We start from the raw sequence: 13,766 nt of genomic DNA, 5'->3' as shown, positions 1-13,766 counted from the left end.
CGCCAGAAGGATGATCGGCACGAAACGGGTGCGATCGAGCGAACGCAGTTGCGAGCAGAGCCTGAGCGGATCGAAATCGGCAAAACCCGTCGAGATCATCACGCATTCATAGGGCGTCTCGGCGGCTTGGAAGAAGCCGGCATGCGGATCGGTGGCGATGTCGAGGTCGGCGCTGCTGCGCAGCATCTTCTGGACGCGCTCAATGGAGGATTTGCGCTCGTCGATCAGCAGAACCTTCGGCGTGGTGTCCGCGGACGCGAAATTGCGGCTCAACAGCTCCTCGATGCCGATATTGCGCGTGGTCGAGGCGCGCAGGCGCAGCTCATCGGTCAAAGTCTTCAGCCGGACCAGGCTTTTGACGCGGGTCATCAATTGCAGATCGTTGACCGGCTTGGTCAGAAAATCGTCCGCACCGGCCTCGAGGCCGCGCACCCGGTCCGAAACCTGGTCGAGCGCGGTGATCATGACAACCGGGATGTGCGACGTCGCCGGATCGCTCTTCAGCCGGCGGCAGACTTCGAAACCGTCCATGTCAGGCATCATCACGTCGAGCAATACGACATCGACCTTGCCGTTTTCACAGGTCTCGATCGCGTCCGGCCCGTTGGTGGCGGTCAGCACCTCGAAATATTCGGCAAGCAGCCGGACCTCGAGCAACCTGACATTGGCAGGGATGTCGTCGACGACGAGGATCCGTGCGGTCATCTCATAAAGCTCCGGCTCGGCTGAAAGGGCGCATCAGGCGTCGCCCAGGTAGGATTTGATGGTTTCGATGAAACGCGGCACCGAGATCGGCTTGGAAATATAGGCTTCGCAGCCACCCTGGCGGATACGCTCCTCATCGCCCTTCATCGCGAATGCGGTGACGGCAATGACCGGGATGACATGGAGGTCGTCGTCCTCCTTCAGCCATTTGGTCACTTCCAGCCCCGACACTTCGGGCAGCTGGATGTCCATCAAAATGAGGTCCGGCTTGTGCAGTCGCGCCAGATCCAGCGCTTCCAGACCGTTGCGCGTGCGTACCGTCTCGTAACCGCTCGCTTCAATGAGGTCGCGAAAGAGCTTCATGTTGAGCTCGTTGTCCTCGACGATCATGACCTTCTTAGGCATCAAATTCCCGTCCCGGCCTGCCTTCCGCTCGAAGGATGCCGCCATGCGCCCTCGCCGGTACGCACCAAACCCTGCTCAACTCTACCGCGAGATAATTGACGAAACGGAAACCGGCTGCCGGAAAAGCTTCGGATTTCACCGCGAACTCCGCATTGCAGAGACAGATGGCTTGCCGCAGGCGACGCTTGCGATTACTGCCAAAAACAGACTCATTCAACCCACAAGAAGGTAGTGATGGCAAACCCAGGGTCAATGCGCGAGGAAGCGGAAACCATTGCCGTGAAGGCATTGGGCTTCGTCGCCGCTGATCCGGAACTTCTGCCCCGCTTCCTGGCGATCACCGGCATCGAGGCGCATTCGATCCGCCAGGCCGCCGGCGAGCCGGGATTCCTGGCCGGCGTGCTGCAGTTCATCCTCGCCCACGAGCCGACGCTCATGCGGTTCGCGGCGGAAACCGGCACGCCGCCGGCTTCCGTCGGCAAGGCGCTGCGGGCGCTGCCGCTTGGCGACGACGACCATGAGCATTCGATATAAGCGACGATCGGATCGCGAAAACGCCTACGGCGTCGCTTCTTCTTCGCCGTCGTCGCCTTCATTATTCGCAACCGGATCGGCCGGCTTCACCATGACACCATTGACGGTGACCGAACCGTCCGGCTTGCCGTTGACGACCCATTCGATGCGGCCGTCCGGCAGCGTCTTGCCGAATCCCTTGATCGCAAGCGCCACCGGCACATATTGCGCGGCTTCCGGCTCCGACTTCGCTGCCGCCTGCAGGCTTTCCACGATCCTGTCATAGCCTGCGATATCGATGGTCACATTGGCCTCCGGCTTCATGCCGGCGAACGTCATCTCGCCTTCCATCGCGATTTCCATATCGCCGTTTTTCACCGTGCTGTGGCCGATGACAAATTTCGGCATCTTGGCCATGAAATCAGCGGTCAAGGTATCGCCGAAGTCGGCCGGCAGCGGTGGATTCTTGTTCAGATCAAAGGCTTCGATCGCCTTCTTCGCCATGCTGTCGAGATCGATATTGGCGCCGCCGAAACTCAGATTGACATCGGTCGGCAGCAGCGCCGTGCTCCAGGCGGGCGCGAGATTGTTAGGGATCTTCAGTCCCGCGGCCCTGATCGAGTAGTTGATTGCTCCGTTCTGGGCGATGCCGTCGGTCCCGAAGCCTGTGTCCAGCTCAGTCGCCCCGAAAAGCCCGACCGGGCTTTCGACGGTGAGCTCCTTGAACCCGTAGGTTCCGTCGATCCGCTCCCACAGCGGCAGCGCGGCGAGCAGCAGCGATTTGAGCTGCGCCTGGTTGGCCTTCAGTCTAGCCTCGTCTTCATTGGCGACGGCAAATGCCAGCAGATCGAGAAGCGGCCTGGTCCGCACGCCTTTGCCGGTCGCGTTCACCGACAGCTTTGGCGATTTGATCGTGAGCGGGAATTTCAGCCCGCTCTTGGGTTCGTCAAAGTCGAGCGCTTCGGCGAAATCGGCGAGCGACTGCGTCGCGGTAAAATCCACGCCGCCATTCGCAGCTTTGCTTGCGTTCATGGTGGCCGTACCGGCGCCGGTGCTCACCTTGGCGCGCTGCACGGCGTCCCGGGAATTCATCGTCATCCCGGCTATCGACTGTGTGGCGCTGGTGAAAGCCGCCAGTTCGGGATCGTAGACGCCGGAAAACTTGCCGTCTGTAATCGAGAACTGCATGCTTTGCGGGCCCTCTGGCCCCTTGAACTCGAAGGACCCGCTTTGCGACACGTCCGCCGAGACGCTCCATGTCCCGTTGCTGCCTGGCTTGACGAGCAATGCGTAGGGGCTGAAGTCGAACTTGAAGGAATTCTGCGCCGCCAGCAGGTCCACGACAGGTTTGAAATCGACGGCGAGTTTGTAGGCGTCGCCTTCCACCGAAACCTTCAGGAAACCGCTGTCGATCGCCTTGCTGCCGAAATAGCGGGACAGATTTTCGGAGAGCTGCTTGGCACCCTCGCCGTCGACGGTCTGGCCGAAGGCAGGCGCGCTGAGCGCGAGGACAAAGACGGCCGGCAGAACACGATTCACGCAGAATCTCCGTTGCTGTTTCTGTGGTAAAAACTCCAGCCGCAACCGTAATCGGAAACCGTCGGGGTGCAATCCCCTCGTTGGGGCTGGAAGCCGGTCTATAACCAGCCTTCGCCCTCCGCGCTATCCTCCGGCATCGACAGTGGAGCTTCAGGTCGCCTTCTTCGACGTGACGAGGCAAGCGGCGCTGGCATTGAGCAGGCCCCAGCCGAAGACGTCGTCCTTGCCCGGCGCGCCGAGATCTTCCGCCGACTTGCCGAGCGCGTCTTGAATGTCGGCTGCGGTGGCGTTGCCGTTTGCAGATTTCATCAAGGCAGCGGCTGCGGTGACGAAGGGCGCCGCGAAGGAGGTGCCGGTCTTCGGCCGTGCGCCGCTGACCGACGCGGCCGTCCACACTTGGACGCCGGGAGCGGCCAGGTCGATATGCTCGCCGCGGCCGGCGCGCCTGTAGGGGCGTTTCATGCGGTCGACCGCCGTCACCGCGATCACTTCAGCATAGGCCGCCGGATAGGCAGGCCCGGCTTTTGGGCCGCCATTGCCGGCGGCGGCGACGATCACCATGCCGCGTTCGGAGAGTCTTCGGACAACCTGCTCGAGAAGCGCATTCGCAGGTCCCGACAGGCTCATATTCGTCACCTGCACGCCGCGCGCCGAAAGAAGGTCGAGCGCGCGAAGCAGATCGTAGGCGTCCGAGCGGTCATCCTGGCGATCGCCCCGATGAAACGCATCGACCGCGATGAGCCTGGCGTGCGGCAGCAGGCCGGGAGTACGGCTGACGGCGCCGCCGACAAGCAGGGCCGCGACGGCGGTGCCGTGCTGGCGGCCGGACTCGGGAACGCCGTCGTCCGACAGGCGAAGAACTTCGACCCGGCCTTTCGAGAAGGCGTCATGCGCAGGATTGATCGCGGTGTCGATAAGGCCGATCGTGACATTGCCACCGCAGCCGGCTGGCAGTCCGCTACCGGCCGGCCAGCCGATCAGGCCCGCGGCGGCGCAGTGCGGCCCGGCACATTCGGCTTCTTGTCCGGGCCGGTAGTAATGCACGAAATCTGCCGTCGACTGCGGAGCGGCATCGATGACAAGATCGCGCGCAGCCTCCAGCGGCATGTTGGGTGGAATGCGCAACCGAATCAGCTCCGATCCAAGAAGCTGAATGGCGGCACGGTCCAGTACGGTGAAGCCGGTTGCCTGAAGCCGACCGATCTCAGCCGAACTCAGCCCGGTCGCCACGATCTGGTCCGGTGCCCGAGACGGCAAAGGGGCGGCTGGCCGTTGCGCACGCCTGCCGCCGCGCCTTGGCGGGCGCGGAAGAAACCGATCCGTCAGCGCGCGAAACAGGTTCGGTCCGGTCGATCGGCGGGGCGTCGTTCGCGACCCACCAGGCGAAGCGCCGGACCGACTACCGTCATCACCGCCGCCATCGTCGCCGCCACCGTCGTCATCGGCCAACGCCGATCTTGGTCCGAACTCGCCGAGCGCCAGTTGGCCGCCCGGCGCTTGAGGATCGACGAGCAATGCGACGGCGACCCAGAAAAGCAGCAGGGCTTTCGGTCTCAACCAGGAGGTGGCGCGCATGGTCTCCCTCACATTTCCGGCCGTCGCCGATTTTCAACATCGCGAGGCTAGCGGAGCTGTCCGGCAATAAGCTAGCCTTGCGAGGAACGGGGGCGGGGCCGCTTTATTCCAGAACCTGGAGCAACATGCCGGAAAAAGCCGACCGCGTCCAAGATCAGCTTGTCGCTTTTCTGCCGAATCTGCGCCGGTTCGCGATTGCGCTGTGCCGGTCCCGCGACATGGCGGACGATCTTGTCCAGCGCGCCTGTGAACGGGCGCTCGCCAACGAGCAGCGTTTCGAGCCAGGGACGCGCTTCGACGCGTGGATGTTCAAGATCCTGCGAAATCTGTGGATCGACGACATCCGCAAGCGCAAGGTCGCCGGCCCGCAGGACGATATCGACGAGCACCATGACATCGCCGGCGTTTCCGGTGAGCGCGAGATGGAGGCGCGGCTGGCGCTGAACAGCGTGGCGCAAGCCATAGGCGAGCTCGCCGCCGACCAGCGCGACGTGCTGCTTCTGGTCTGTGTCGAAGAGCTTTCCTACAAGGAAGCCGCGGAGGTCCTTGCCGTGCCGATCGGGACGGTGATGAGCAGGCTTGCCCGAGCGAGGAGGAATCTGGCGGAGGCGACTGGAATATCTTCGGCGCCCACCCGTTCTCCGGTCACAAAAGGGGCTGCAAAATGACCGAAGAGACTTTTTCGGACGAAATCCTGATGCGGTTCGCCGACGGTGAGCTTGATCCGGACATGGTCGCCAGGATCGAGCAGGCGATGGAAACGGACGACCGTCTGGTTGCCAGGATTGCTGTGTTCATCGAAACCAGAGCGCAGGCGCAGGCCGCGCTGAAGCCGCTGCTCGACGAGCCGGTTCCCGAAAAACTTGTCGCGGCCGTCGAGCAGATGATCGAGGCCAGGCGTGCCGGCGAGAAAGCGGCGACGGCATCGATATTGCCCTTCGGCAGCAGGCGCGTAGCAGGGGCTGCTTCGAGGTCTCGATGGATGCTGCCAATTGCCGCCTCTCTCGCGGCGGCAATTGTCGGCGGGCTCGCCGGCTATTGGGCAGCAGGCAGCAACGAACGCACGCAGGGCGGCTTGTGGGTTGCCGGCGTCATCAGGCCGGGCCTGGCCCAGGCCCTTGAAACGGTCGAGTCCGGCAAGGAAATCAAGCTCGCCGGGATCAGCGACCGGTTCCGGGCCATCGCTACGTTCCGTAACGATAAGCAGGATCTGTGCCGCGAATTCGAGGTCGACTCGCAGGACCGCTCCACGGCGATGTCGGTCGCCTGCCGTTCCGGTGACGAATGGCGCGTCAGCTTCGCCGTCGTCGCGCCCGGCGACGCCGGAGGCTATGCCCCGGCCTCGTCGACCGAAGCCCTCGACGCCTATCTTTCGGCGATTGAAGCCGGCGCTCCGATGTCAGCCGAGGAGGAAGTCAAAGCGCTGGACGAGATCCGTCAGAAGGACCGGAAGTGAAACTGCGACGGCCCCGGCTTGCTCTGACCCGGCTTGCTCTGAAATGGAATCCAACTTTCTTTGAATGGAATAAAGCCGGCGATCGCCCGTTACTCCGCCGGGCCGCAACTGCCGGTCCGGTCTGAAACAAGGAGTAACTACCATGACAAGACACTGGAAGCTCAAGTCGACACTGGTCGCAGGAATGGCAGCGCTCGCGAGCACCACGGCGCAGGCGAAGGAGTCTCCCGCGGGGGCGCCGGAAACCGAGCGTCCGCCGGCCGCAATGTCCAGCCAAAGCGACGGTTCCTTCATCGTCGCTGGCAACAGCTCTTCAAATTCGAGCTCCAATTCGTCGTCCAACGGTTCGTCGAATTCCAGCTCTAATTCGTCGAGCAATTCGAATTCGAACTCGTCTTCGAACTCCAGCTCCAATTCCTCGAGCAACTCGAATTCGAACTCATCGTCGAACAGTTCCTCCAACTCGAACTCGAACGGTTCGGATCGCGGGTGGTCGCGCAACTGGCGGCGTTGACGCGGGCCGGGCGATAGAGCGGCGGCGCGCTTCGACTTGTGTCCGCCGCTCTAAAACAATCCACAGACAAACGGGGGCCGGCCGGCCCCCGTTTCGCATTCGCTGGCGATTGGCATGGGCCACCACGAGTTCGTAATCTTAGGGNGGAGCAAGGAGCGAAGCGACGCGGTGCAGACCCTGGGATCCATTCCGTTACCTTGGAGCGCTGCTGCGGTGCAGAACCTTTGATCGCCGAGGGACAGCGCCCCCCTCTGTCCTGCCGGACATCTCCCCCACAAGGAGGGAGATTGGCCTTCATCACTGATTTCGCCAATCACAAACCTTGCAAAAAGGACGCTGTCCGCGAAGCTGCCAATCTCCCCCCAAGTTGGGGAGATGTCCGGCAGGACAGAGGGGGCGCGAAGGATCGCTACAGAGCGCTTTTATTCTGAGCGGCGATGCGCTTCGACTAAAAGTCGGCCGCGCTCCACAAAGAAACGGGGCCCAGCGGCCCCGTTTCGCATTGTTCTCCAGGAGAAGTCTAGCGGGCCGCGCGGGCCCATTTGCGATACCAGCCTTCGCTGGCAATCGTGTTGCGGTAGACCGTTTCGCGCTCGGTCGCCTCGGCTCCGGTCTCCGCCTGGATTTCGGCCTTGAGCGCCGAATCTTCGCGGCGAAACGGTATGACCTGGACCAGCGGCGTTCCCTTTTCGATGACATAGAGGCCATCCGGCGCCGTCGCAAAGAACGGAAAATGGATGTGGGCTGCATAGGTGTCGGTATCGACGATGCCGGCGACGCATTCGAAAGGCTGAGCCGGCCGATTGAGCGGCGGCAGGAACAGACAACTCCAGCCCGGCGGGGTACGGATCGACCAGTAATTGTGAAACTTGCATGGCGGTGCCGGTTCCTTCGGATTGCCGGCGACCTGAATGGGCGCCATGATTGCTGACCATCACCCTGTCGAACTCCCAGCCGGCATCGACGGCGCTGCCGCCATCCTTGATCTCAAGGCGGACGGTCGCCGCGAGCGGCAGAATCCAGCCGGTTGTCATCGCGTCGAGAAACGGCATGCAGCGCTTGACGGTCAGGCCATTGTTGGTGGCCGAGGCTTGCTGCGCATCGACCGGCGGCAATTTGCGGAACCAATCCGGCAGGACCGTCTTGGCCGCCACTGGCGGCGCGATGACGCCATGATCTTCCGGCCGACAGGCAAACCGGATCGAGCGAGAGGTCTTCTGAGAAGTCTGGGAAAAATGAAGCATCGATGGCCTCCATGGAAAAATCCGAGGAGGAACGGGCCGCAGCCGGATTTATTCCCGGGTGGGCGTATGCCGATGCAGGCAGACCACGATAGTTTAGCCGCCCAGAGCGACAGCGGCGCGCACAGCAGCATTGTCTAAAGCACCAATCGCATCAGCGGCCGGCCTGCCTTGCGCTCGACCAGCCTCTCGAAACCGGCTTTCTCGAAGACCAGCGACGAGCCGACGAACAGCCCGATCGAACGCGAATCTTTCGACAGGTCGATCGGACATGCCTCGACCAGCCGAGCGCCATTCTGGCGAGCAAATTCGATGCCGCCTTCGACCAGCCGGTGCGTCACGCCCCGGCCGCGCGCCTTGACGCGGATGAAGAAGCAGGAAATCCCCCAGACGCCCGGATCGGTGGCGTCGGCGGGATCGACCGGCGCCGACCCCCTGCCCTTGTTGTTCCATTCGGGCACGTCGGCGCGCGGGCCGATCTGCATCCAGCCGACCGCCTTACCCTCCTCGAACGCCAGCAGGCCCGGTGGCGACCCGGCCTCGATCCGCGCCTTGATGTGGTCCTTGTTGCGTTCCCCGTTTCTGGCGCGGCGCGCTGCCGGCGACAGCCGGAAATGTGTGCACCAGCAGCCGTAGCAGGCGCCCTGCTTACCGAAAAGATCTTTCAAAATCCGCCCAAAGCTCGGGCACCAGCGGCGCTATGGTCGTATTCACGAACTCTCTCCCGGCCCACCGCCTTGTCGTGGCGTCCGTCCTGACGTACCATTGCTTTTGTTCTCTTTATGTTCGCAGCGATGGCGGTTCCTGTCAACAATCCCGATCACGGTTTTTGCCGCGACTGCCTGACCTTTCAGCGCGGTGAGGCACGGCGCTGTGAGCGCTGTGGCAGTCCACGGCTGGCCCGCCATCCGGAGATCTATCGGCTGCATCTCGCCCATATCGATTGCGACGCGTTTTATGCGGCGGTCGAAAAGCGCGACAACCCGGCGCTGAAGGACCGGCCGTTGATCATCGGCGGCGGCAAGCGCGGCGTCGTCTCCACCGCTTGCTACATCGCCCGCATCCACGGGGTGCGCTCGGCGATGCCGATGTTCAAGGCGCTCAAAGCCTGTCCGGAAGCGGTCGTCATCCCGCCGGACATGGAAAAATATGGTCGCGTCGGCCGCGAGGTGCGCGCCATGATGCAGGCGCTGACGCCGCTGGTCGAGCCGATCTCCATCGACGAAGCGTTTCTGGACCTTTCCGGCACCGAGCGCCTGCATGGCCTGCCGCCGGCGGTGGTGCTGGCGCGCTTCGCGTTGGGTGTGGAGAAAGAGATCGGCATCACCGTTTCATCAGGCCTTTCCTACTGCAAGTTCCTGGCCAAGGTGGCGTCGGACTTTCGCAAGCCGCGCGGCTTTTCGGTGATCGGCGAGGCCGAGGCGACCGGCTTTCTGGCCGAGCAGCCGGTGACGCTGATCTGGGGGGTGGGAAAAGCCTTCGCCGCCACGCTTGAACGCGACGGCATCCGCACCATCGGCCAGTTGCAGCGCATGGAGCGCGGCGACCTGATGCGCCGCTACGGCGTGATGGGCGACCGGCTGTACCATCTTTCACGCGGCGAGGACGACCGCCGCGTCCACCCCGACCAGGATGCGAAAAGCGTCTCGGCAGAGACCACTTTCGACGCCGACATCGCCTCCCTCGATGAACTGGTTTCGGTGCTGAGAGCGCTGTCGGAAAAAGTCTCGGGGCGGCTGAAGAAGTCCGGCATTGCCGGGCGCACCGTCGTGCTGAAGCTGAAGACGCAGGATTTCAAGACCCGCACGCGCAACCGGCAACTCGGCGACCCGACACGGCTGGTCGACCGCATTTTCTCAACCGGGCTCGAGCTGCTGCGCAAGGAGGCGGACGGCACCCGATACCGGCTGCTCGGCATCGGCGTCAGCGACCTCTCGAATGACGAAAAGGCCGATCCGCCCGACCTCGTCGATATCCAGTCGCGCAAGCGTGCCATGGCCGAAAGCGCCATCGACAGGTTGCGCGACAAGTTCGGCCGCAGGGCGGTGGAGACCGGCTACACCTTCGGCAAGGGCCGCAATGCCCACCCGCCAGAGCCGATCGAGGACTAGTTTTAGTTTAAGCGGGACCCCGAAGAAGGTCCGCGCAAGCGACAAGCGGTTTTCCGAAAGATCACGCGCAAACAAGAAAGGTAAAGCAGGCCCCTTCAGATGCGTCGCAAATCGATCCGGCTGGTCGTCACGCGCTCGCCGGTTTTGGGATCGACGTCGATAACGGTCAGCCGCATGCCGTCCTCGCCGTTCTTCTCGACGGTCATTTGCGCGGTGCGATCGCCGTTGACCTCCTTCGCCCAGCGGATGCCGAGATTGATCGCATTGCCCGAGCGCCTGCCGCTGAGCTGCGCTGGCCCGGTGCGGGATCCGACATAGGTGCCGGTGTACTTCGTCCCGCTGGATTTCAGATCGGCACTGATGGCGCGCGTCACCACGACGAGACCGCGGCAGGTGCCGTCCAGCGACAAGGAACTCGATGTCGCGTCGGAATTGAAGCGGCAGGAGACGTTCACCGTCGGCGCCTCGGTGGTTACCTTGACGGTACCCTTGCCGGCAAAATTCCCCTCGAACGAGCGAAGAAAATGGGCCTCATCGGCATGAGCCGCGCCGGCGGCAGCCGCCAGGCAGCCGGCAAGTGCAAATCGTGCACATGATTTCATTGGATCTCTCCCCTTGATCTGGCTGTTGGACCAACGCTCGCCGTGACGGCAGGTTCCGCCCTCAACATGACCGTTTTGCAACGCGCCGCTCTGGCCCAGCCGAATGCGTCGACTAACGGTTGCGGTGAAAGTCCCGACTTGCGACATAGCGCGCATGGCACCCTTGCCCTCGATCCCCAAGGCTGCGTTCTGGATGGCGCTGTCGATCGCATCGTTTCTGACGATGTCGGTCGCCGGCCGCGCCACGACGGCCGAGCTCAATGTATTCCAGGTACTGGAGCTGCGATCGGTGATCGGCCTGTTCATCCTCCTGCCGCTGGTGATGATGTCAGGCGGTTTTGCGGCGATGCGCAGCAAACGCCCCACCGCCCATATCGCCCGCAACGTCGTCCATTTTGTCGGCCAGGCGGCATGGCTCTACGCCTTGACATTGATCCCGCTGGCCGTGCTGATCTCCATCGAATTCACGACGCCGATCTGGACGGCCATTCTGGCGGTCGGCTTTCTTGGTGAAAGACTAAGCCGGCCCAGACTTGCAGCGATCGTGCTCGGGCTGATCGGTGTGCTGATCATCGTCCGTCCGGGCGTCGGCTCGGTCGATCCGGGACATGTTGTCGTGCTGGGTGCCGCGGTCTGCTTCGGCATATCCGTGGTCCTGGTCAAATCGCTGACGCGAACGGACAGCGTCGTGTCCATCATCTTCTGGATGCTGGTCATCCAGTCCGTGCTCGGCCTTGTCCCGGCGCTCCACGAATGGCGCAACCCGCCGCTCGAGCTGTGGCCCTGGATCCTGCTGATCGCCTTCACCGGCATGTCGTCGCATTTCTGCATGGCGCGTGCACTCGCCTATGCCGACGCTACCGTCATCTCGCCGATGGACTTTTTGCGCGTGCCGCTGTCGGCGCTGATCGGCTGGCTGCTGTATCAGGAGCAGATCGACGCCTTCACCGCCGGCGGCGCCTTGCTGATCCTGCTGGGCAATCTGCTCAATCTGCAGAAAAAGGCGACCAAACCAGCGGAAGTGGCAGCGTCTTAGCATGTTGCAGCCAAACGGCTTCGTTTGGCGTCCGACAAAATGCGTCAAAGCAAAGAGCTACCGCGCGGTTTTGTTTCCACAAAACCGCGCTTAGCCTCCCATTTCAGTCGCCTTCGTCGGGTATATTGAGGAGATGCCCGCAGGCCTTGCAGTGGACGGCGTCGGCTTCATGCCGCTGAAGGCCGCATTGCGGGCACGGGAAGAAGACCTTGTTGGGACGGAAGAGCGCCTGTGCCAGCCTGACGAACAGCGATATGCCGATGATCATGGTAACGATGGCGGTGAGCTTGCCGGCTATCCCCGGCAGGACGATGTCGCCGAAGCCGGTCGTGGTCACCGTGGCGACGGTGAAATACAGCGCATCGACATAGCCTTCGAGACCGGCCCCGGTGCGGAAGAAGAAGGTGTAGACGAAACCGGTGACGACAAACAGGAATGTCAGGAGATTGATGACTGCATGGCTTGCCTCGCGCCATTTTTTGAGGCCGCGCATCTCGAAAAACCGCCACAGCGCGCCGCTGCGCGACAGCGACCACAGCCGCAATATGCGCAGAAAACCCAGATTGGCCAGCGCCGAAGGCATCAGCAGCGTCAGCAGGATGAAGCCGTCGACCCACGACGTCGGCTGTTTCATCAGGCGCAGCATGTTGTTTGACGCCAGCAGCCGGGCAATCATGTCGGCGGCGACAAGCGCTGCCACTGAATAATCGAGCCAGAGGAACGAGGACGATTCCTGGATCACCGGTGTGGCGATGAAGAAGGCGATGATGGCAAGGTCGATGATAACAGCCGCCAGCTGAAACCGGAAAGCCGCAGGCGTGCGCCCGTGATAGAGTTTGCGCAATGTGTCGCGCAGCCGCGTCAAGGCTGAAAAATCCTGCACTCCGTCCCTTTCCGGCGCCTTCATGACAATTGCGATAACGCTCGCTGCGACAGCCGTCCAGTGGGCAGAGCAGAGGCAAGCCGCTGTGGCTTGAGTACATCCGCAGCGTTCCACACCCGGAAAGCAATCAGACCGGTTCGGCCTCGATGATGCTGATGCGAGGTCCGGCTTCAACGATATTCGCGACCCGAAAATCCGACGCGACAAGCAGCAACCTGAATTCTTCCGCCGTGCGCTCCTGCCCGCCCGGCATGACCAGCATGTTCAGATCGCCGAATTTTGCGACGGCGCCTTCATTGGGCGGCGCCAGAATGCTCTCGAGCACCAGCAGTTTGCCTTCTGGGCGAATCGCCTGGCGGCAGCTTTTCAGGATCCGGATGTTTGTGTCGTCGTCCCAGTCATGCAGGATCCATTTAAACACAATCGCATCGGCTCCTTCGGGCACCGAGACGAAGAAATCGCCGGCGACGATGTCGCAGCGATCGGCCACAGCCGCGGCGTCGAAGACCGGGCCGGCCTTCGCCACGACCTGCGGCTGATCGAATAGAATGCCGCGCTGGCCGGGATTGCGGCGGAGGATTTCGGCAAGCAGCGCGCCCTGCCCGCCGCCTACATCCATAACGACAGAGAACTGCCGGAAGTCATAGGCCGCGAGCACCGCAGCGGCGACGCCACGCGACATGGCCGTCATCGCCCGGTCGAAAACGACGGACTCTTCCGGATGCTCCGCCCGGTATTCCCAAACGCCCTTGCCATAAGCGTGGCGAAAGGCGTTTTCGCCGGTGCTGACACTGTGCAGCAGATCGCTCCATGCCTGACGGAAATACGGCCGTCCGGCCAGAATTGCCCACGACGCGACCGAATGCTGAACGTCGGATCGCAACGCGCCGCCAACCGGGGTCAGCGAGAAGGACCGGTCTTTCGCTTCATGGAACACGCCGGCGGACGCAAGGGCGCGCAGCAGCCGGTAGAGCGCCTGCGGATGGGTATTGGTCAGCACGGCCAGTTCGCCGCTGGTGCGTTTTCCGTCCTTGAGATGGTCTGCAATGCCCAGCGTTGCGGCGACGCATATCGCCTGAGATACCTGGAAGCCATTGACCATTTTCTGGAGTTCGGCAGCGGCATCCCGCTCATCCATGACGCACTCCCCCGGCGCCAAAAGACCCAGGCCGCCGAGCCCACAATA

13 protein-coding genes and 2 pseudogenes are annotated in these 13,766 nt (G+C 62.7%); 5 read left to right on the top strand and 10 right to left on the bottom strand.

All coding sequences use genetic code 11. The annotated features are described in order from the left end of the window. A partial coding sequence (locus tag M727_RS0134445) for a response regulator (protein ID WP_027156293.1) occupies positions 1-705 on the bottom strand: 705 nt, incomplete at its 3' end. A gap of 33 nt (positions 706-738) precedes the next feature. Further along, the gene (locus M727_RS0134440; protein WP_287247952.1) at positions 739-1,095 is read right to left on the bottom strand and encodes a response regulator; all 357 of its coding nucleotides are present in this window, start codon (positions 1,093-1,095) and stop codon (positions 739-741) included. Between the two features lie 249 nt (positions 1,096-1,344). Here M727_RS0134440 and M727_RS0134435 point away from each other — a divergent pair, with 249 nt between their 5' ends. Further along, entirely contained in the window at positions 1,345-1,644 is a 300-nt protein-coding gene (locus M727_RS0134435) for a DUF3572 domain-containing protein (RefSeq protein WP_027156292.1), read from the top strand. Positions 1,645-1,668: 24 nt separating this feature from the next. On the opposite strand, the gene M727_RS38930 is transcribed toward M727_RS0134435, so the two are convergent. After that, positions 1,669-3,162 carry a hypothetical protein gene (locus M727_RS38930; RefSeq protein ID WP_051505872.1) on the bottom strand — a complete coding sequence of 498 codons (1,494 nt, stop codon included), beginning with the start codon at positions 3,160-3,162 and terminating at the stop codon, positions 1,669-1,671. A gap of 150 nt (positions 3,163-3,312) precedes the next feature. Beyond that, on the bottom strand, positions 3,313-4,737 hold the full coding sequence (locus M727_RS0134425) for a S8 family serine peptidase (RefSeq protein ID WP_027156291.1): 1,425 nt from the start codon (positions 4,735-4,737) through the stop codon (positions 3,313-3,315). 125 nt (positions 4,738-4,862) lie between these two features. Here M727_RS0134425 and M727_RS0134420 point away from each other — a divergent pair, with 125 nt between their 5' ends. Then, on the top strand, positions 4,863-5,405 hold the full coding sequence (locus M727_RS0134420) for an RNA polymerase sigma factor (protein WP_027156290.1): 543 nt from the start codon (positions 4,863-4,865) through the stop codon (positions 5,403-5,405). After that, positions 5,402-6,193, top strand: a complete 792-nt coding sequence (locus M727_RS0134415; protein WP_027156289.1) for an anti-sigma factor — start codon at positions 5,402-5,404, stop codon at positions 6,191-6,193. Before M727_RS0134420 ends, M727_RS0134415 begins: the two co-directional genes overlap by 4 nt. Here M727_RS0134415 and M727_RS42170 read toward each other — a convergent pair. The 3 genes and pseudogenes from M727_RS42170 to M727_RS38915 all read right to left on the bottom strand — a co-directional run bounded on the left by M727_RS42170 (position 6,137) and on the right by M727_RS38915 (position 8,662). Next, complete coding sequence (locus M727_RS42170) at positions 6,137-6,655, bottom strand: hypothetical protein (RefSeq protein ID WP_156941741.1); 519 nt, start codon at positions 6,653-6,655, stop codon at positions 6,137-6,139. The genes M727_RS0134415 and M727_RS42170 overlap by 57 nt on opposite strands. 572 nt (positions 6,656-7,227) lie before the next feature. Further along, positions 7,228-7,951 (bottom strand): annotated as a pseudogene (locus tag M727_RS38920) (DUF6065 family protein). Between the two features lie 134 nt (positions 7,952-8,085). Continuing rightward, positions 8,086-8,662, bottom strand: a pseudogene (locus M727_RS38915) (GNAT family N-acetyltransferase). Between the two features lie 68 nt (positions 8,663-8,730). Between M727_RS38915 and M727_RS0134395 the strand changes: the two are divergent. Then, a complete protein-coding gene (locus tag M727_RS0134395; RefSeq protein WP_027156288.1) occupies positions 8,731-10,059 on the top strand; it encodes a DNA polymerase IV in 1,329 nt (442 codons plus the stop codon). A gap of 95 nt (positions 10,060-10,154) precedes the next feature. On the opposite strand, the gene M727_RS0134390 is transcribed toward M727_RS0134395, so the two are convergent. Beyond that, entirely contained in the window at positions 10,155-10,661 is a 507-nt protein-coding gene (locus M727_RS0134390; protein ID WP_027156287.1) for a hypothetical protein, read from the bottom strand. Between the two features lie 154 nt (positions 10,662-10,815). Here M727_RS0134390 and M727_RS0134385 point away from each other — a divergent pair, with 154 nt between their 5' ends. Continuing rightward, entirely contained in the window at positions 10,816-11,697 is an 882-nt protein-coding gene (locus M727_RS0134385) for a DMT family transporter (protein WP_027156286.1), read from the top strand. Positions 11,698-11,800: 103 nt separating this feature from the next. On the opposite strand, the gene M727_RS0134380 is transcribed toward M727_RS0134385, so the two are convergent. Then, a complete protein-coding gene (locus M727_RS0134380) occupies positions 11,801-12,604 on the bottom strand; it encodes a potassium channel family protein (protein WP_027156285.1) in 804 nt (267 codons plus the stop codon). 103 nt (positions 12,605-12,707) lie between these two features. Next, entirely contained in the window at positions 12,708-13,718 is a 1,011-nt protein-coding gene (locus M727_RS0134375) for a methyltransferase (RefSeq protein WP_027156284.1), read from the bottom strand. Between the last annotated feature and the right edge of the window lie 48 nt (positions 13,719-13,766).

Source organism: Mesorhizobium sp. WSM2561, from assembly GCF_000513915.1.
In the GTDB taxonomy this organism is placed as follows: domain Bacteria; phylum Pseudomonadota; class Alphaproteobacteria; order Rhizobiales; family Rhizobiaceae; genus Mesorhizobium; species Mesorhizobium muleiense.
Note: the sequence above shows the minus strand (reverse complement) of the source record. Positions and strands in the feature narration are given on the sequence as shown.